16 protein-coding genes are annotated in these 17,941 nt (G+C 73.1%); 5 read left to right on the top strand and 11 right to left on the bottom strand.

Annotation, left to right across the window (positions count from 1 at the left end):
• Positions 1–80: 80 nt before the first annotated feature.
• From ACIP98_RS06425 to ACIP98_RS06395, 7 genes are all read right to left on the bottom strand, one after another.
• The gene (locus tag ACIP98_RS06425; protein ID WP_319658320.1) at positions 81–2,360 is read right to left on the bottom strand and encodes an MMPL family transporter; all 2,280 of its coding nucleotides are present in this window, start codon (positions 2,358–2,360) and stop codon (positions 81–83) included.
• Positions 2,361–2,448: 88 nt separating this feature from the next.
• Positions 2,449–3,069 (bottom strand): TetR/AcrR family transcriptional regulator, encoded by a 621-nt coding sequence (locus ACIP98_RS06420; protein ID WP_319658321.1) that lies wholly within the window; start codon positions 3,067–3,069, stop codon positions 2,449–2,451.
• Positions 3,070–3,191: 122 nt separating this feature from the next.
• A complete protein-coding gene (locus ACIP98_RS06415; protein WP_319658322.1) occupies positions 3,192–3,719 on the bottom strand; it encodes a VanZ family protein in 528 nt (175 codons plus the stop codon).
• Complete coding sequence (locus ACIP98_RS06410; protein WP_401974034.1) at positions 3,716–4,480, bottom strand: DUF3152 domain-containing protein; 765 nt, start codon at positions 4,478–4,480, stop codon at positions 3,716–3,718. The genes ACIP98_RS06415 and ACIP98_RS06410 overlap by 4 nt, the downstream gene beginning before the upstream one ends.
• Positions 4,481–4,529: 49 nt before the next feature.
• Positions 4,530–5,696: an ATP-binding protein gene (locus ACIP98_RS06405; RefSeq protein WP_319658324.1), complete on the bottom strand. Its 1,167-nt coding sequence runs from the start codon at positions 5,694–5,696 to the stop codon at positions 4,530–4,532.
• The gene (locus ACIP98_RS06400; protein ID WP_319658325.1) at positions 5,693–6,349 is read right to left on the bottom strand and encodes a response regulator transcription factor; all 657 of its coding nucleotides are present in this window, start codon (positions 6,347–6,349) and stop codon (positions 5,693–5,695) included. The genes ACIP98_RS06405 and ACIP98_RS06400 overlap by 4 nt, the downstream gene beginning before the upstream one ends.
• Positions 6,350–6,538: 189 nt before the next feature.
• Positions 6,539–7,258 (bottom strand): TetR/AcrR family transcriptional regulator, encoded by a 720-nt coding sequence (locus tag ACIP98_RS06395; RefSeq protein WP_319658326.1) that lies wholly within the window; start codon positions 7,256–7,258, stop codon positions 6,539–6,541.
• Between the two features lie 155 nt (positions 7,259–7,413).
• Between ACIP98_RS06395 and ACIP98_RS06390 the strand changes: the two genes are divergently transcribed.
• Complete coding sequence (locus ACIP98_RS06390) at positions 7,414–8,637, top strand: saccharopine dehydrogenase C-terminal domain-containing protein (protein ID WP_319658327.1); 1,224 nt, start codon at positions 7,414–7,416, stop codon at positions 8,635–8,637.
• 38 nt (positions 8,638–8,675) lie between these two features.
• Here ACIP98_RS06390 and tgmB read toward each other — a convergent pair whose 3' ends face one another.
• From tgmB to ACIP98_RS06375, 3 genes are all read right to left on the bottom strand, one after another.
• Positions 8,676–9,608, bottom strand: a complete 933-nt coding sequence (tgmB, locus tag ACIP98_RS06385; RefSeq protein ID WP_401974032.1) for an ATP-grasp ribosomal peptide maturase — start codon at positions 9,606–9,608, stop codon at positions 8,676–8,678.
• A 22-nt stretch (positions 9,609–9,630) separates the two neighbouring features.
• Positions 9,631–9,822: a putative ATP-grasp-modified RiPP gene (gene tgmA, locus ACIP98_RS06380; protein WP_319658329.1), complete on the bottom strand. Its 192-nt coding sequence runs from the start codon at positions 9,820–9,822 to the stop codon at positions 9,631–9,633.
• A gap of 270 nt (positions 9,823–10,092) precedes the next feature.
• The gene (locus tag ACIP98_RS06375; protein WP_401974030.1) at positions 10,093–11,616 is read right to left on the bottom strand and encodes a cryptochrome/photolyase family protein; all 1,524 of its coding nucleotides are present in this window, start codon (positions 11,614–11,616) and stop codon (positions 10,093–10,095) included.
• A 152-nt stretch (positions 11,617–11,768) separates the two neighbouring features.
• On the opposite strand from ACIP98_RS06375, the gene ACIP98_RS06370 reads away from it, so the two are divergent.
• Positions 11,769–12,242 carry a DUF427 domain-containing protein gene (locus ACIP98_RS06370; RefSeq protein WP_401974028.1) on the top strand — a complete coding sequence of 158 codons (474 nt, stop codon included), beginning with the start codon at positions 11,769–11,771 and terminating at the stop codon, positions 12,240–12,242.
• A 41-nt stretch (positions 12,243–12,283) separates the two neighbouring features.
• On the opposite strand, the gene ACIP98_RS06365 is transcribed toward ACIP98_RS06370, so the two are convergent.
• A complete protein-coding gene (locus ACIP98_RS06365) occupies positions 12,284–13,171 on the bottom strand; it encodes an amidohydrolase family protein (protein WP_319658334.1) in 888 nt (295 codons plus the stop codon).
• A gap of 93 nt (positions 13,172–13,264) precedes the next feature.
• On the opposite strand from ACIP98_RS06365, the gene ACIP98_RS06360 reads away from it, so the two are divergent.
• The 3 genes from ACIP98_RS06360 (at position 13,265) to ACIP98_RS06350 (ending at position 17,909) form a co-directional block, all read left to right on the top strand.
• Positions 13,265–14,398 (top strand): CaiB/BaiF CoA transferase family protein, encoded by a 1,134-nt coding sequence (locus ACIP98_RS06360; RefSeq protein WP_401974027.1) that lies wholly within the window; start codon positions 13,265–13,267, stop codon positions 14,396–14,398.
• A gap of 75 nt (positions 14,399–14,473) precedes the next feature.
• Positions 14,474–15,688, top strand: coding sequence for an acetyl-CoA C-acetyltransferase (locus ACIP98_RS06355; RefSeq protein WP_319658336.1), 1,215 nt, complete (start codon positions 14,474–14,476; stop codon positions 15,686–15,688).
• 37 nt (positions 15,689–15,725) lie between these two features.
• Positions 15,726–17,909 carry a 3-hydroxyacyl-CoA dehydrogenase NAD-binding domain-containing protein gene (locus ACIP98_RS06350; protein ID WP_401974025.1) on the top strand — a complete coding sequence of 728 codons (2,184 nt, stop codon included), beginning with the start codon at positions 15,726–15,728 and terminating at the stop codon, positions 17,907–17,909.
• The last annotated feature ends 32 nt before the right edge of the window (positions 17,910–17,941 follow it).

Raw genomic sequence — 17,941 nt, 5'->3', positions numbered from 1 at the left:
GTCCGGCTTCCGGCACCACCACGCTACTGACGCCCCCGCGCGGTCGCAGCGGGGGCGTCGGTCGGCCGGCGGCGACGGCGTCAGACGCGGACGGGCCGGAGCCGGTCGTCGTCGGGGTCCCGGTCGCGCTCCTCGTGGCGGGCGGCGTCCGCGGCCGGCACGCGCAGCCCCTGGCCCTCGACGTCCACGTCCGGCAGGACGCGGTCCAGCCACTTCGGCAGCCACCAGGCCCGCCGGCCGAGCAGGGCGAGCACCGCCGGGACGATGGCCATGCGCACGACGAAGGCGTCGAAGAAGACCGCGATCGCGAGCCCGAAGCCGATCGACTTGATCATCGACTCGCTCGACCCGATGAAGCCGGCGAACACGGCGATCATGATGACCGCGGCGGCGGTGACCACCCGGGCGCCGTGCCGGAAACCCGTCACGATCGCCTGGCCGGGCCGCTCCCCGTGCACGTACGCCTCACGGACCCGGGTCACCAGGAAGACCTCGTAGTCCATCGCGAGGCCGAAGACCACGCCCACCAGGAAGATCGGCATCATCGACATGATCGGGCCGGTCTGTTCCACTCCCAGCAGCGAGGCGAACCAGCCCCACTGGAAGACCGCGACCACGGCGCCGAGGGCGGCCATCACCGACAGCAGGAAGCCCAGGGCCGCCTTCAGGGGCACGAGCACCGAGCGGAAGACGACGATCAGCAGGAGGAAGGCCAGCCCCACGACGAGGCCGAGGTAGGGCAGCAGGGCGTCGGTGAGCTTCTGCGAGGTGTCGATGTTCAGCGCGGTGGTGCCGGTGACGGAGATCCGCGCCCCGGTGTCGGCGGTGATCTCGCCGCCGGTGGCACGGATCGCCGTGACCAGCCGCTCGGTCTCGGTGCTGCTCGGCTTGGAGTCCGGCACCACGTTCATGACCGCGGTGTCCCCGGCCTTGTTGAAGGTGGCCGGGGTGACGGCCGCGACGTCGTCGAGGCCCCTCAGGCTCTTCCCGACCTCCTTGACCGCGTCCTTCGGGTCGCCGGCGCCCCGGGCGTCGGTGACGACGACCAGCGGGCCGTTGAAACCGGGGCCGAAGCCGTCGGACAGGAGATCGTAGGCGCGGCGCTGCGTCGTCGAGACGGGCTGGGAGCCGTCGTCGCCGAGGCCGAGCTCGATCGACGCGGCGGGCACGGCGATCGCGCCGAGCGCCGCGGCGCCGAGCAGGAGGACGGCGACGGGCCGCCGGATGACGAAGCGCGCCCAGCGGGTGCCCATGTTCGGCCGGTCGGTGCCCCGCGCGGCCAGGGCCCGCGCCTTGCGGTGGGCGTGGTGCTCGGGTGTCCTCCGGCGGCGGAGCAGACCGCCGCGCGCGTCGGCGGGCCGGATGCGGCGCCGGGCGAAGCCGATGAGGGCCGGGATCAGGGTGAGCGCGATGAGCACGGCGATGACGACGGTGCCCGCGGCCGCGACGCCCATCTTGGTCAGCATGGGGATGTCGACCACGGACAGGCCGACGAGCGCGATCACCACGGTCAGTCCGGCGAAGACCACGGCGGAGCCCGCCGTTCCGACGGCCCGGCCCACGGCCTCCTCGCCCTCGCGGCCCTCGGCGAGTTCGGCGCGGTAGCGGGAGACGATGAACAGCGCGTAGTCGATCCCGACCGCGAGGCCGATCATCATCGCGAGCGTGGACGTGGTGGAGCCCAGGTCGAGCGCGTCGGCCAGGGCCGTGATCGAGCTGACGCCGATGCCGACCCCGACCAGGGCGGTGAGCAGCGGCAGCCCGGCGGAGACGAGGGAGCCGAAGGTGATCACGAGCACGACCGCGGCGATGGCGATGCCGATCACCTCGGTGGCCCCCGTCTCGGGCGCTGCCTGGAGCGCGTCACCGCCGATCTCGACGGTCAGCCCGTCCGCGCGGGCGTGCTCGGCCGCCTTCTCCAGCGCGTCGCGCGAGGAGTCCTTCAGCTGCATGCCGGGCACGTCGTAGGCGACCCGGGCGTAGGCGGTGGTGTGGTCCTTGCTGACCGCCTTGGCCGTGAACGGGTTGTCCACGGAGGCCACTTCGGAGCCGCGGCGCAGTTCCGCCACCGCCGCTCCGACGGCCTTCCTGTTGTCCGGGTCGGTCATCTTCCCGCCCGCGGGGGCCTTGAAGACCACGCGGGCGGTCGCCCCGTCGGAGCTGGAGCCGGGGAAGCGCTGGTCCAGCAGGTCGAACGCCTTCTGGGACTCCGTCCCGGGGACGGAGAACGACGAACTCCCCGCCGTGGGCGCGTTGGCGGCGCTGACACCCGCGAGCGCGAGCAGCGCCACCCAGATCAGGACGGCGAAGTGCCGTCGCCGGTAGGCGAGTCTGCCGATGCGGTAGAGGAATGTGGCCACGAGGACGTACTCCCGGTCGGGTCGTGGAAGGGCGGGGCGGGGCGGGACGGGGGGATGGGGGAGGAGCGGGGGCCGCGGCGGCACCGGGCTACGGGGCGGGTGGATCGTCCCCGACGGGGGCGATGCCGAGTACGGGAAGGATCACCGCGTCCAGGTAGGCGGTCAGATAGGCCACCGTGGGGGGCCGGTCCTCGATCACGGCGCGGGTGACGAAGGCGCCCACGAGCATGTGCATGAGGTAGTCGAGGGCGGGGTTGTCGGCGCGTACTTCCCCGCGGTCGACGGCCCGCCGCAGTACGAGGTCCAGGCCCCTGCGCTCGGGCTCGACCATCAGCTCGCGGAAGGCGCGCAGCAGGTCGGGGTTGGCGTGCATCGCCATCGCCAGCCCGCGCATGAGCGCGAAGTCGCGTGCCAGCCGGCTGTCGTCCTCCACGGTCAGCATGGCGTGGAAGTCGCCGCGCAGGCTCCCGGTGTCGATGTCGGCGGCGTGCACCGGCTTCTGGTGCCGCAGCGCCCGGGCCACCAGTTCGGCCTTGCCGCCCCACTGGCGGTAGAGGGTCGCCTTGCTGCAGTGCGAGCGCGCGGCGAGCGAGTCCATGGTGAGCGCCTCGTAGCCGACCTCGCGGAGCAGGTCGAGGGCGGTCGTGTACAGCTCCGCCTCCCGCTCGGGCGTGAGGCGGGAGCGGCGCTCCACGGCGGCTTCGGACATGGGGTTCCCACCGATCTAAACGAAACGGTTTCGTACTCGTCTGAGCCTAGGGGAGCGCTCAGCGAAACGAAACCGTTTCGTACGTGTCCTGTGTCACGCTCTCGACGGGAACCCGCGCCGGCTCACGGGCGGCGGAGCGGCCGGGTGACCGCGCCGAGGATCAGTCCGGCGAGGAGGCCGCACAGGTTGTCGGCGATGTCCTGGGCGTCGGCGGCGCGCAGCAGCCACACGACTTCGTACTGCACGGCCTCGATGGCGAACGGCAGGACGGCGGCCGCGGCCGCCAGGCCCAGGGCCCGCCGTGCCGGGCGGGTCCGGGCGACGGCCAGGCCCAAGGGCACGAAGAGCAGCACGTTGAGACCGCGCTGGCCGAACCCGGCGAGGTCGGCCGGGCCCGGCAGGGTCCAGTCGGTCGCGAAGGTGCCCGCTCCGAAGCGCCGCATGGCGTTCGGTTCCAGGGTGATGTCCGCCAGCAGTGTGGTCACGGCGATGCCGCCCAGTGCCAGCACCAGGCAGAAGGCGGTGACCGGTCCCGTCCCGAGTCGCCGGGCCGTCCGGCGGGCGCACACGCCCGCGGCCACCGACGACAGCAGCGCTCCCGGCCAGAACAGCGGCATCGCGCCCAGCACCCGGAACAGTTGCCCGGTCACGGAGCCGCGGGACCGTTGATCGGCTGCCCGTGGGCGTCGTACGGCCACGGGTTGGGCACGCAGCCGTGCAGCCCCTTGATCTGCTGCATCATCGCCGGCGCGGGCCGGCCGGGGCCCGGGCAGTCCTGGTGGCCGTGGCCGAGGCGGTGGCCGACCTCGTGGTTGATGATCAGGGCGCGGTAGTCGGCCGTCCGGTTCTTGTAGAAGGGGCTGAGCAGCACCCAGCGCTTGAGGTTCACCACGACGTCCTTGCCGCCGCTGCAGTTCACCTCCCCGCCGGTGTCCAGGCCGTACGAGCCGCACAGGCGGTCGGTGGTGTCGGGCGTGGCCAGCCGGACCACGAAGTCGTACGGCGGCCCGGCCACGCGGCGGAAGACGATGCCCTCCGCGGTCCAGCCGCGCCGGTCGCCGAGGATCCGGTCGACCTCGCGGGCCACGGACGCGGCGGTGTACCCCGTGCCGTCCTCGACCTCCACGGCGTAGCGCAGGGTCCAGGTTCCGTGCCCGATCGCCCCCGAGCCGGCGGGGGCGGCGGTGAACCTGCCGTCGCCGTGCTGCGGGACGTGTGGTGCCGCGGACCCGCCCAGGGACGAGGAGCCGCCGCGGCCCGAGGCCACGGCCACGACCCGCTCGCGGACGTCCGGCTGCGCCACCACCAGGCCCAGCACGGCGACGAAGAGCGCCGGCACGGCCAGCCGCCGCGCCATGACGCCCCGTGCGGGCCCCGGCGTCGGTCGATCATCTGTCGGACTGTGCTTCATGCACCGCACTCCACACTCCGGCGGGTGAATCGGCGGTGAGCGCCGGAGCTCACGCCCCCCTCACACCGCCGTGGCCATGCTGGGAGGGCAGCGCGACGGTCACGGTCAGGCCGCCGCCGGCCCGCGGCTCGGCGGTCACGTCACCGCCGTGCGCCTGTGCCACGGCCCGCACGATCGACAGGCCGAGGCCGCTGCCGCGCGCCGAGCCGACCCGGTCGGTGAGCCGGCGGAACGGCTCGAACAGCACCGGGATCTCGTGCGGGGAGATCACGGCCCCGGTGTTGCCGACGACGATGCGCGGGCCGGCCGGCAGGTCGGTGGAGGTGATCCGTACGAGGCCGCCGCGCGCGTTGTGACGGACGGCGTTGTCGACGAGATTGCGCACCAGCTGTTCCAGCAGGATGGGGTCGCCGACCACGGGCGCCGGGTCCAGGTCGGACTCCAGCCGCACACCGGCCCGTTCGGCCTCGGGCGCGGCCGCGGTCAGCACGGTGCGGCCGACGTCCGCGAGGTCCAGCGCCACCCGGTCGGTGAGTTCGTCCTCGGCGCGGGCCAGCGTGAGCAGGGCGTCGATCAGCCGCTCGTGGCGGGCGTTGACGGCCAGCAGATTCTCGCCGAGCCGCACCAGGTCCTCGGTGGCGCCGGGTCGGTTCATCGCCACCTCGACCAGGGTGCGGTTGATCACCAGCGGGGTCTTCAGCTCGTGCGCGGCATTGGCGATGAATCGTTCCTGCCCCGCGAAGGCACCGTCCAGGCGGTCCAGCATCCGGTCGAAGGAGTCGGCGAGCCGCTTCACCTCGCCCGAGGGCAGGTCCAGAGCGATCCTGCGGTGCAGGGTCCGCCCGGCGATGCGTTCGGCGGTGGACGTGATCCGGTTCAGCGGCCGCAGCAGCCGGCCCGCGGCCAGCCAGCCCGCGGTCGTCGCCAGCAGGCCCACCGCCAGCACCGTCAGCCCGCCCTTGGCCAGCAGATTCGACTGCATCGACTCCACGATCAGCGTCTTCGTCACCTCCGACCCCGGGAAGACCTTCGGGCTGAAGGCGAGGTCCAGACTGAAACGCATGCTGTTGCGGACCAGGATCAAGGACCCCGCCAGCACGGCACCGCCGGCGACGAAGAACAGCACACCGAAGACCAGGGTGAGCTGGACGCGCAGGCTGCCGCGCCAGGCGCGGCCGGACGGGCGGCGGGAGGTCGGGCGGGATGCGGCACTCATCGGATCCGGTACCCCACTCCCGTGACGGTCTCCACGACGCCCGGATCGCCGAGCTTGCGGCGCAGCCCGCGGATCGTGACCCGCACGATGGTCGTGAAGGGGTCGATGTTCTCGTCCCAGACCCGCTCCAGCAGCTCCTCGGCCGACACCGGGCCGCCCCGCGCCCGCAGCAGCTCCTCCAGCACCGCGAACTCCTTCCGCGACAGCGCCACGTACCGGCCGTCCCGGTAGGTCTCGCGCAGATGCGGGTCCAGCCGGATGCCCGCCCGCTCCAGGACGGGCGGCGTCGCCGTCCGCACCCGCCGGCCGAGCGCCCGGATCCGCGCGACGAGTTCGGCGAAGGCGAACGGCTTGGCCAGGTAGTCGTCCGCCCCGAGGCTCAGCCCCGCCACGCGTTCGGCCACCGTGGTCGACACCGTCAGCATCAGCATCCGTACGTCCGCACCGGAGGCGGCCGTGCGCCGGCAGACCTCGTCCCCGTGCACCCGCGGCAGGTCCCGGTCGAGCACCATCACGTCGTACTCGTTGACCCCCAGCCGTTCCAGCGCCGCCTCCCCGTCGTGGACGACGTCCACCGCGAACGCCTCCTGCCGCAGCCCCTCGGCTATCGCGTCGGCGAGCAGTTCCTCGTCCTCGACCACCAGCACGCGCACGCCACGACCCTCTTCCGTCGGCTTCCCGGACCCTCCAGTATGCGGAGACCAGGTGAACCGGCCGTGAGTACGCCGGCGGACCGGCTTTCGGGTGCGCCGGGCACACCGTGGTCCGACCGACGGATCTCGCGACCCGGCGCGTCGTCCGCTGCCGGCCTCCGGGCGCGGTTTCCCCGACCCGAGTCCCGCTCACGTCGCCGCGGCGGCTCGGGCCCGGGTCAGGCGGCCCTCGGCGCTGTCGAGGAGCATCTCCAGCGCGGTGGGGTAGGCGCTGCGGTTCATGCGGGCGACCAGCAGGCCGGCGGTGGCGGCGATGTTCGGGTGGGTGCGGGCGGGGAGCCGGGCGTAGGTCGCGCCCCACACGGCGTGGTCGGCCTCGCGGGCGGCCGCGGGGAGGGCGAGGGTGGCCGCGTCGAGCGCGGCGAAGGCGAGGGCCTGGTCGATGAAGGCCTGGTAGACGGCGACCGCGTCGGGGTCGGGGAACCCGGCCGTGCGGAGGATGCCGAGGATGGTCTCGTCCGCGGCGGTCTCATGGGGGCGGCCCGAGACGCGGCCGGCGGTCAGGACCGCCGCCTGGGGGTGGGCCTGGTAGGCGGAGTGGACGCGCAGGCCCAGGTCGCGCAGGTCGGCGCGCCAGGCGCCGGTGCCCTGCCAGCCGTCGACGGCGCGGCCCATGAGGTCGTCGGCGATGGCCAGGATCAGGTCGTCCATGCCCCGGAAGTAGCGGTAGAGGGCGCTGGGGTCCGCGCCGAGCGCGGCGCCGAGCCGCCGCGCGGACAGCCCCGCGCTGCCGTGCTCGCGCAGCATGCGCAGCGCGGTGTCCACGATGAGGCGGTGCGACAGGACGGCTCCGCCGCGGGTCGGGCGGCGGCGCCTGCGGGCCGCCTCGGGTACCACCTTCTTCGGCACGGCCGCCTCCTCGCACCCTCACGCACGCAGGCACGCGCGCTCCTCGAAGCTTATGCCAACACCATTGACCGTAGGTGCGGGCGGGGCGTTCGATCGGGCCATCGGGTCACCCCTGCCGGAGGGGGCACCGCCTCGGAAACGGAGACTGGTCAGCCATGCGAGTACTGCTAGTGGGAGCCGGCGGCGTGGGCACCGCGATCACCCGGATCGCGGCGCGGCGGGAGTTCTTCGAGGCGATGGTGGTCGCCGACCACGACCCGGCGCGCGCGGAGGCAGCGGTCGCCGCCGTGTCCGCCGCCGGCGACGCCCGGTTCACCGCCGCCCGGGTCGACGCGTCCGACGAGGCCGCCGTCACCGCGCTGCTCGCCGCCCACCGCTGCGACGTGCTGCTCAACGCCACCGACCCGCGGTTCGTGATGCCGCTGTTCGGCGCGGCGCTGGCGGCCGGCGCCGACTACCTCGACATGGCGATGTCGCTGTCCCGCCCGCATCCGGAGCGCCCGTACGAGGAGTGCGGTGTCAAGCTCGGCGACGCCCAGTTCGCGCGCGCCGCCGAGTGGCAGAAGGCCGGGCGGCTGGCGCTGGTCGGCATGGGTGTCGAGCCGGGGCTGTCGGACGTCTTCGCCCGCCACGCGGCCGACGAGCTCTTCGACACGATCGACGAACTCGGGGTGCGCGACGGCGCGAACCTCACCGTCGACGGCTACGACTTCGCGCCCTCGTTCAGCATCTGGACCACGATCGAGGAGTGCCTGAACCCTCCCGTTGTCTATGAGCAGGACCGCGGCTGGTTCACCACGGCCCCGTTCAGCGAGCCGGAGGTCTTCGACTTCCCCGAGGGCATCGGCCCCGTCAGTTGCGTGAACGTCGAGCACGAGGAGGTGCTGCTGATGCCACGCTGGGTCGACGCCCGGCGGGTGACGTTCAAGTACGGGCTGGGGGAGGAGTTCATCGGCACTCTCAGGACGCTGCACCAACTGGGTCTGGACCGCACCGGGCCGGTCACGGTCGCGGGCCAGGACGGCCCGGTCCGGGTCAGCCCCCGCGACGTGGTGGCCGCCTGTCTGCCCGATCCGGCCGCGCTGGGGGAGCGCATGCACGGCAAGACCTGCGCGGGGACGTGGGTGAAGGGGACGCGGGACGGCCGGCCGCGCGAGGTGTACCTCTACCACGTGGTCGACAACCAGTGGTCGATGCGCGAGTACGGCTCCCAGGCGGTCGTCTGGCAGACCGCCGTCAACCCTGTGGTGGCACTGGAGTTGATGGCTTCCGGTGCCTGGACCGGTGCCGGGGTGCTCGGGCCCGAGGCCTTCGCGGCGCGCCCCTTCCTGGACCTGCTGACCGCCTACGGCTCGCCCTGGGGCATCCGCGAGTCCTGACGACTGATGCCTGACGGCCTGTCGGGCGGGCGCCGCCGTCAGTCCGCCTCGGACGCCAGCCAGCCCGCTATCGCGTCCGTTATCGGCTGCCCGGTCGCCAGCTCGACGAAGCCGAACTGGCCGCCCTGGTTGCACTCCAGGAACCACCAGGTGCCGTCGTCGCCCTCGGCGAAGTCGAAGGCGCCGTACGCCAGTGCGGCGGCCTCCATGTACGCGCGTACCGCGCGGGCGATCCGGGCGGGTGCCTCGACGGGTTCCCACTGCGCGTCGTCCGGGCTGCCGAAGCGCCCGTCGACCTGGTCGGGGCCGGACTTCTTGCGGGCGGTGAACAGCCGGGTCCCCACGCAGGTCAGCCGGATGTCGGCGGTCTTGCGGACGTACTCCTGCAACAGCGTGGGGCCCGCCGCGACCGCGGAGAAGTCGGCGTCGGGGGCGACCAGGGTGGTCGGCAGGGCCATCGGCGGATTGCCCGGGTGGGTGCCGGACACGGACTTGACCACCAGTTGCGGATGCTGCTCGGCGAACTCCCGTGCCGCCTGCGGGAAAGTGGTGATCAGCGTGGCCGGCACCGCGAACCCCGCGTGGTGGGCGGTGAACAACTGCCAGGGCTTGTAACGGGCCTGCTCCGCGGCGGAGGGATGGTTCATCCATCGCGCCCGCACGCAGCGCAGGGCCCCGTACAGCGCCCGTCCGGCCTCCACGGACAGCCACTCGGACTGCTCGACGGCCCCGGAGCCGGGTGTGCCGGGTCGGCGGATCCAGATGGAGCGCACGCTGCCCATGCTGACCATGCGCTCCTGGACCGACAGATAGCCGTGCACGTCGCCGCGTACGTACTCGGCCGACATGGACACCTCGCCGGGCAGATCGGCGGGGTCCAGGCGCACGACAGGAGCCCCGCGGTCGTGCAGCGCGGCGACCACGAGGTCGGCTGTCACGTCCTCGGGGGAGGTGAGGATCAGGACGGTCATGGGCGGCGGGTGGCAGGCGCGGTCAGTCGTCGAAGTGCGTCTTGGACCCCGCGGTGGAGACGGTGGCGCCGGTCGCGAGCAGCAGCCCGTGGTCGCTGATGACGGGGCGTCCGTCGGGCAGGACGTTCAACTGGCGTGCGGAGTCGTAGGTGTAGTTGGGGGTGAACGTTTCCGGTGTAGCCGGCCGGGCATGAATCAGCGCGAACGGTCGCATGGCTTCTCCTCACTGTCACTCCGGGCCGGGCGGGTTCCGGGCCCTGCGCCCAACTGCGGCTCTACGTATGAGACTCGCTCGGGAGTCCGAACCGTTCCCTGTTACCGGTGTGACGCAGGTAACTATACGTGCCTGGAGTGCATTGAGTTCGCTACTCTCCGTGATATTTCAACTCTGGTGGGTAGGTGGCGCCATGGCGCAACACCCTTCGGATACCCGCTGCGCGGCGAAGATTGCGCACCGCCACACACCGGCCCGGCGTGGGATGCGTCACGGAGGCCCGTCGCCTCGCCCGGCCTCGTGCGCCAGCACGTCGGGGAGGTCGCCGAGCCGGTCCAGACCCTGAACTGCCCTGGTCATGCGGTGATTTGAGGCCAGCCGGGCGCGATGCCTGTGCAGGAAGGACCAGTAGCCGGTGGTGTACGGGCAGGCGCGCTCCCCGGTCCGCTCGGCGGGGCGGTAGACGCAGCCGTCGCACAGGTCGCTCATGCGGTGGATGTAGGCGCCGCCGGAGGTGTACGGCTTGGTCGTCATCAGGCCGCCGTCCGCGAACTGTGACATGCCGGTCACATTCGGAGCCATGACCCAGTCGTAGCCGTCGACGAAGCAGCGGTGGAACCAGTCGGTCAGCGCCTCCGGGTCCCAGCCGCGCTGCAACGCGTGGCTGCCCAGCACCATCAGCCGAGGGATGTGGTGCGTCCAGCCGGTGTCCCGGACCTGGGCCAGTACCGTCGCCAGGCAGCGGGCCCGCACGGCGTCCGCGTCGAGGTCGAGGAACCAGTCCGGCAGCGGGGTGCGGTGGTGCAGCGCGTTGCGGTGCCGGTAGTCCGGGCCGAAGTGCCAGTACAGGTGCCAGACGTACTCCCGCCAGCCCGCGATCTGCCGGACGAAGCCCTCCACGCTGTTCAGCGGCGCCTGCCCGGACCGCAGAGCCCGCTCGGCCCGCTCCAGGCACTCGGCGGGGTGGATCAGTCCCAGGTTGAGCGGCACCGAGAGCAGACTGTGGCTCATGACCGGATCACCGGCCAGCATCGCGTCCTCGTGGCGGCCGAACTCCGGCAGGCGGCGGGTGGTGAAGCGGCGCAGCGCGGCCAGGGCCTCCCGGCGGGTGGCGGCGAAACGCCGCGGCCCGTCGCGGCCGACGAAGCGGACCGCGCCGTCGCGCTCCCAGCGGTCCAGGTCGTGCCGCACCTCGTCATCGACGGCGTCCTCGCTGGGCTGCCACGGCTCCGGGACGCCGAGCGTGCCGCCGCGGCGGTCGCGCGGCGGGGGTTCCCGGTTGTCGTGGTCCAGGTTCCAGCGGCCGCCCACCGGCTGGTCGCCGTCCATGAGCAGGTCGTGGGAGCGGCGTACCCAGCGGTAGAAGTCCTCGAGCCGCAGCCGCCCGCCCTCCCGGCCATCCACCCAGGCGGTGAAGTCGGCGGCCGGCACCAGGAAGCCGCGGTCGGGCAGCACCTCGACCCCGTCCAGTGCCGTCACCAGGCCGAGCGCGGCGCGTGAGGTCGGACGGCAGACGGTCACCGGTCCCCTTCCGACCGCCTTGCGCAGTCCTTCGGCATAGGTCTCGGCCCGTACGTAGTGGACCCGGTCGCCGAGCTCCGCCGCGCGGTGGCGCATCGCCGAGAGCACCAGATGCGCCTTCGCCCGGTGGAAGCGGCGGCGCGCGAGAACCGAGCGGGCCTCGATCATCACCACGGGCGCGCCGGGATCGGGTCCGCCGTCGGCGGGGTCGAGGAAGTGCGGGCCCAACTGGTCGCCGAACAGCCAGTGCGGGCGGGGCGGGCGGGGCGTCATCGGCGGTGCGCTCCCGGAGGGTGGCCTGAATACCGGAACAAACCATGGTGTACCGGACGGCCCGCCGGCCGCGCGCCGCACCGCCCGAACGTGTGCCCGGGAGTACAACGGAGGGGAGGGACCGGGGGACCGACCCGAACGAGGAGGGTGCCGTGTCCGCGCCGAAGGAGTCCGTCTGGGAGTACCCGCGACCGCCGGCCGTCGAGCCCGTCGCGGAGCATGTGCGCGTCGAGTACGCGGGCCGCGTGGTGGCCGACACCCGGTCCGCGTTCCGCGTACTGGAGACCAGCCACCCTCCGGTCTACTACCTCCCGCCGGACGTGGTGCCCGCGGGGCTGCTGCGGCCCTCCGCCCGGCGCACGCTGTGCGAATGGAAGGGGCAGGCCGCCTACTGGGACCTCGTGGCGGGCGGCCGGATCTCCCGTGAAGCCGCCTGGAGCTATCCGCGCCCGCTCCCCGGCTACGAGGCGATCGCGGGTTTCGTCGCCTTCCACCCCTCCCGCGTGGACCGCTGCCTGGTGGACGGCGAGACGGTCGTGGCGCAGCCCGGCGGCTTCTACGGCGGCTGGATCACCTCGCGCGTCACCGGCCCCTTCAAGGGCGCCGCGGGAACGGCCGGCTGGTGACCCGGCACGGCGGTGCGCGGCATGCCGCGAGCGCGCGCCGCTCAGCGCTCCAGCCCGAACAGCCCGGCCGCGTTGTCGTGCAGCACGCCGCGTACCCAGGCGTCGCCGAGCCCCAGCCGGGTCACCGCCTCGACGGCCTCCAGGTAGGAGTACGGGATGTTGGGGAAGTCGCTGCCGAACAGCACACGGTCGCCGAGGTCCGCCAGCCGCCCGCGCAGGCCGGCCGGGAACGGGGCGTCGGCCTCGGCGAAGTCGGTGAAGGCCATCGTCGTGTCGAGGTGCACCCCGGGGTGACGGGCCGCCAGGCCGAGGAAGTCCCCGTACTCGGGCATACCCATGTGGGCGACGACCAGGCGCAGCCGGGGGTGCCGGGCCAGCAGCCGGCGGACCGGCTCCGGTCCGGTGTGCGGGCCGGGCACCGGGCCCGACCCGCAGTGCGTGACGACGGGGACGCCGGCCTCGGCGAGCAGCCCCCACACCTCGTCCAGCAGCGGGTCGTTGGGGTCGAACCCGCCCACCTGGACATGGCACTTGAAGACCCTGGCGCCGGACTCCACCGCCTGCCGCACATAGTCCGCGGCCTCCGGCTCCGGGAAGAAGGTGGCGGTGCGCAGGCAGTCCGGCGTGCGCGCGGCGAAGTCCGCGGCCCAGGCGTTGAGCCAGCCGGCCATGGCCGGCTTGTGCGGGTAGAGCATCGAGGTGAAGGCCCGGACGCCGAACGAGCGCAGCGCGGCGACGCGCTCCTGCTCGTCCTCCCGGTACGCGATGGGCCAGGGGCGGCCGGTCAGCGGGCCCACGCCGTCGAAGTACGCCCACACCTTGGCCAGCACGCGTTCGGGCATGAAGTGCGTGTGGACGTCCACGATCCCCGGCAGCCCCAGCTCCCGCCAGAGGTCCTTCACCCGTACGTCGTCATCCGGCCGTGCCACGTCGGTCACCCCTTGTCACCCGCTCCGGGTCTCCATAGCATCATCAGTGTTACACCATTACTGTCATGTCCCGCCGAAGAGGCCGGAGGAACGATGGCCGACGGCCCGCTCACAGGGGTGCGCGTCGTGGAGCTCGCCGGGATCGGACCGGCGCCCTTCGCCGCCATGCTCCTCGCGGACCTCGGCGCCGACGTCGTCCGCGTGGACCGGCCCGGCGGCCCTGCGCTGGGCGTGGACCCGGACCACGACGTCACCAACCGCAACAAGCGCTCGGTCGTCGTCGACCTCAAGGACGCGGGCGGTGCCGCGCTCGTCCTCGACCTCGCCGAGCGGGCCGACATCCTGCTGGAGGCCTACCGCCCCGGCGTCGCCGAACGCCTCGGCGTCGGCCCGGCCGACTGCCGTGCCCGCAACCCGCGCCTCGTCTACGGCCGGATGACCGGCTGGGGCCAGGACGGCCCGCTGGCCCCGAGCGCCGGCCACGACATCGGCTACATCGCCATCGCCGGCGCCCTTGGCATGATCGGGCCCGCCGACGGCCCGCCCGCGGTCCCCGCCAACCTGCTCGGCGACTACGCCGGCGGCTCCCTCTACCTGGTGACCGGCGTGCTGGCGGCGCTCCACCACGCCCGCGCCACCGGCGCGGGACAGGTCGTGGACGCCGCCATCGTGGACGGCGTCGCCCACCTCGGGGCGATGATCCGGGGCATGCTCGCCGCCGGCGCCTGGCAGGACCGCCGCGCCGCCAATCTGCTGGACGGCGGCTGCCCGTACTACGCGGTCTACGCGACCGCCGACGGCGGCTGGATGGCGGTCGGCGCCCTGGAACCCGCCTTCTACGAGGAGTTCGCCCGGCGACTGGGGCTGCCGGACGACGCGCCCGACCGCGGCGACCTCACCCGCTGGGACGAACTGCGGTCGCTGATCGCCGAACGCTTCGCCGCGCGGACCCGCAAGGAGTGGACCGAGGTGTTCGAGGGCAGCGACGCCTGCGTCGCGCCGGTACTGTCGTTGTACGAGGCGGCCGACCACGCCCACCTGGCCGCCCGCGCCACCTTCGTCACGACCGGCGGCATCACGCAGCCCGCGCCGGCCCCCCGTTTCTCCGCCACCCCCGCGAGCCTGCGCCGGCCCCCTGCCCGGCCCGGCGCCCACACCGCCGAGGTCGCCCGCGACTGGGACGTCCCGGCGCTCGCCCCCGAGGCGGGCCGGCGCACCCGGCCCTGACCGCGACGTCCCTCCCGGAAGGCGGGCCCCGACCCCGCCCGGCTCCCCACCTCCCTCACCGAAAGGCATCCGACGTTGAGCACCGACGCCTACGTCTACGAGGCCATCCGCACCCCGCGCGGGCGCGGGAAGGCCAACGGCTCCCTGCACGGCACCAAGCCCGTCGACCTGGTCACCGGGCTCATCGACGAGCTGCGGCGCCGCCTGCCCGGTCTCGACCCGGCCGCGATCGACGACGTCGTCCTCGGCGTCGTGACGCCGCTCGGCGACCAGGGCTCCGACATCGCCAAGACCGCGGCGATCCTCGCCGGTCTGCCCGAGACCGTGGCGGGCGTCCAGGAGAACCGCTTCTGCGCCTCCGGTCTGGAGGCCGTCAACATGGCCGCCGCCAAGATCCGCTCCGGCTGGGAGGACCTGGTGCTCGCCGGCGGCGTGGAGTCCATGTCCCGCGTCCCCATGGGCTCCGACGGCGGCGCCTGGGCGATGGACCCGATGACCAGCTACACCACCGGCTTCGTCCCCCAGGGCGTCGGCGCCGACCTGATCGCCACCATCGAGGGCCTCAGCCGCCACGACGTGGACAGCTACGCCGCCGAGTCCCAGGCGCGGGCCACCGAGGCGTGGAAGGAGGGCCGCTTCGACCGCTCGGTGGTCCCCGTCCTGGACCGCAACGGGCTGGTCGTCCTCGACCGCGACGAGCACATCCGCCCCGGAACCACCGCCGAGAGCCTGGCCGGCCTCAAGCCGTCCTTCGCCACGATCGGCGAGGCCGGCGGCTTTGACGCCGTCGCCCTGCAGAAGTACCACTGGGTCGAGAGGATCGACCACGTGCACCACGCGGGCAACTCCTCCGGCATCGTCGACGGCGCTGCCCTGGTCGCCATCGGCAACCGGGAGACCGGCGAGCGCTTCGGACTGACGCCACGTGCCCGTATCGTCTCCGCCGCCGTCTCCGGCGCCGACCCGACCATCATGCTCACCGGCCCGGCCCCCGCCAGCCGCAAGGCGCTCGCCAAGGCCGGGCTCACCATCGACGACATCGACCTCGTCGAGATCAACGAGGCCTTCGCCGCCGTCGTCCTGCGCTACATGCGGGAGATGGGGCTGAGCCACGACAAGGTCAACGTCAACGGCGGCGCCATCGCGCTCGGCCACCCGCTCGGCGCCACCGGCGCCATGATCCTGGGCACCCTGATCGACGAACTGGAGCGCCGCGACCAGCGGTACGGACTCGCCACGCTGTGCGTCGGTGGCGGTATGGGCATCGCCACCGTCGTCGAACGCCTCTGACCTCCTGTCCCGCACCCCGCAACGGAGCCGACCGAACATGACCGCTCTTCCGACGAACACCACCATCCGCTGGGAGCAGGACGAGACCGGCGTCGTCACCCTGGTCCTCGACGATCCGAACCAGTCCGCGAACACCATGAACCAGGCCTTCAGGGAGTCCCTGCGGGCCGTCGCCGACCGGCTGGAGGCCGAACGTGACAGCGTCCGCGGCGTCGTCGTCACCTCCGCCAAGAAGACCTTCTTCGCGGGCGGCGACCTCAAGGACATGATCAAGGCCGGCCCCGAGGACGCCCCCCGGATCTTCGCGGCCGGATTGGCGATCAAGCGCGACCTGCGCCGCATCGAGACCCTCGGCAAGCCCGTCGTCGCCGCCGTCAACGGCGCCGCGCTCGGCGGCGGTTACGAGATCGCGCTGGCCTGCCACCACCGGGTCGCGCTCGACGCGCCCGGCTCGAAGATCGGCCTGCCCGAGGCGACGCTCGGCCTGCTCCCCGGCGCCGGCGGCGTCGTCCGCACCGTCCGGCTGCTCGGCATCACCGACGCGCTGCTGAAGGTGCTTCTCCAGGGCACGCAGTACGACCCGAAGCGCGCCCTGGAGAGCGGACTGATCCACGAAGTGGCCGCCGACCGCGACGACATGCTCGCCAGGGCGCGGGCCTTCATCGACGCCCACCCCGAATCGGCGCAGCCCTGGGACACCAAGGGCTACCGCATCCCCGGCGGCACCCCCAGCACCCCCGCCTTCGCCGCCAACCTGCCCGCCTTCCCGGCCAACCTGCGCAAGCAGCTCGCCGGCGCGCCCTACCCGGCCCAGCGCAACATCCTCGCCGCCGCCGTGGAGAGCGCCCAGGTCGACATCGACACCGCCTTCACCATCGAGTCGCGCTACTTCACCGAGCTGGTCACCGGTCCCATCGCGAAGAACATGATCCAGGCGTTCTTCTTCGACATGCAGGCCGTCAACTCCGGTGCCAGCCGCCCCAAGGACGTCCCGGCCCGTACCGTCACCAAGGTGGCCGTCCTCGGCGCCGGCATGATGGGCGCGGGCATCGCCCACTCCTGCGCCAAGGCCGGCATCGAGGTCGTCCTCAAGGACGTCACCGCCGAGGCCGCCGAGCGCGGCAAGGCGTACTCCGCCGGACTCCTCGACAGGGCCCTGGCCAAGGGCCGTACGACCCCGGAGAAGCGCGACGCACTGCTCGCCCGGATCCACCCCACCGCCGACCCGCAGGACCTGGCGGGCTGCGACGCCGTCATCGAGGCGGTCTTCGAGGACCCGGCGCTGAAGCACAAGGTCTTCCAGGAGATCGAGGGCGTCGTCGCCCCCGACGCCCTGCTGTGCTCCAACACCTCCACGCTGCCCATCAGCCTGCTCGCCGAAGGGGTGCAGCGCCGCGAGGACTTCATCGGCCTGCACTTCTTCTCGCCGGTCGACAAGATGCCGCTGGTGGAGATCATCAAGGGCGCCCGCACCGGCGACGAGGCACTGGCCCGCGCCTTCGACCTGGTCCGTCAGATCCGCAAGACCCCCATCGTCGTCAACGACTCGCGCGGCTTCTTCACCTCGCGCGTCATCGGGCACTTCATCAACGAGGGCGTCGCCATGGTCGGCGAGGGCGTCGACCCCGCCACCGTCGAGCAGGCCGCCGCCCAGGCCGGCTACCCGGCCAAGGTCCTGTCGCTGATGGACGAGCTGACGCTGACCCTGCCCCGCAGGATCCGCAACGAGTCGCGGCGCGCGGTGGAGGAGGCCGGCGGCACCTGGCAGCCGCACCCCGCCGACGCCGTCATCGACCGCATGGTCGAGGAGTTCGACCGCCCCGGACGCAGCGGCGGCGCCGGCTTCTACGAGTACGCCGACGGCAAGCGGACCGGCCTGTGGCCCGGGCTGCGCGAGCACTTCACCCGGCCCGGGGCGGCGGACGTGCCCTTCGGGGACCTGAAGGAGCGCATGCTCTTCGTCGAGGCCCTGGACTCGGTGCGCTGTCTGGAGGAGGACGTCCTCGTCTCCGTCGCCGACGCCAACATCGGCTCCATCCTCGGCATCGGCTTCCCCGCCTGGACCGGCGGCGTCCTGCAGTACATCAACGGCTACCCCGGCGGTCCGGCCGGGTTCCTCGCCCGTGCCGAGGAGCTGCGGGCCGCCTACGGCGAGCGCTTCGCGGCCCCGGAGCTGCTGGTGCGCAAGGCCGAACGCGGCGAGACCTTCACCGACGGCTGACCGGCACGCCCCGGGGACCGCGTCCGCGGCCC

This window comes from Streptomyces sp. NPDC088354 (assembly GCF_044753585.1).
Classification (GTDB): domain Bacteria; phylum Actinomycetota; class Actinomycetes; order Streptomycetales; family Streptomycetaceae; genus Actinacidiphila.
The sequence above is the reverse complement of the archived record's forward strand: the minus strand, read 5'-3'. Positions and strand labels throughout refer to the sequence as shown.

Coding starts and splice junctions, on each gene's coding strand:
- ACIP98_RS06420 (WP_319658321.1), bottom strand. CDS start 3,069: ATGTCCGAAGCCGCCGTGGAGCGCCGCTCCCGCCTCACGCCCGAGCGG.
- ACIP98_RS06410 (WP_401974034.1), bottom strand. CDS start 4,480: ATGAAGCACAGTCCGACAGATGATCGACCGACGCCGGGGCCCGCACGG.
- ACIP98_RS06405 (WP_319658324.1), bottom strand. CDS start 5,696: ATGAGTGCCGCATCCCGCCCGACCTCCCGCCGCCCGTCCGGCCGCGCC.
- ACIP98_RS06390 (WP_319658327.1), top strand. CDS start 7,414: ATGCGAGTACTGCTAGTGGGAGCCGGCGGCGTGGGCACCGCGATCACC.
- tgmB (WP_401974032.1), bottom strand. CDS start 9,608: ATGACCGTCCTGATCCTCACCTCCCCCGAGGACGTGACAGCCGACCTC.
- tgmA (WP_319658329.1), bottom strand. CDS start 9,822: ATGCGACCGTTCGCGCTGATTCATGCCCGGCCGGCTACACCGGAAACG.
- ACIP98_RS06375 (WP_401974030.1), bottom strand. CDS start 11,616: ATGACGCCCCGCCCGCCCCGCCCGCACTGGCTGTTCGGCGACCAGTTG.
- ACIP98_RS06360 (WP_401974027.1), top strand. CDS start 13,265: ATGGCCGACGGCCCGCTCACAGGGGTGCGCGTCGTGGAGCTCGCCGGG.
- ACIP98_RS06350 (WP_401974025.1), top strand. CDS start 15,726: ATGACCGCTCTTCCGACGAACACCACCATCCGCTGGGAGCAGGACGAG.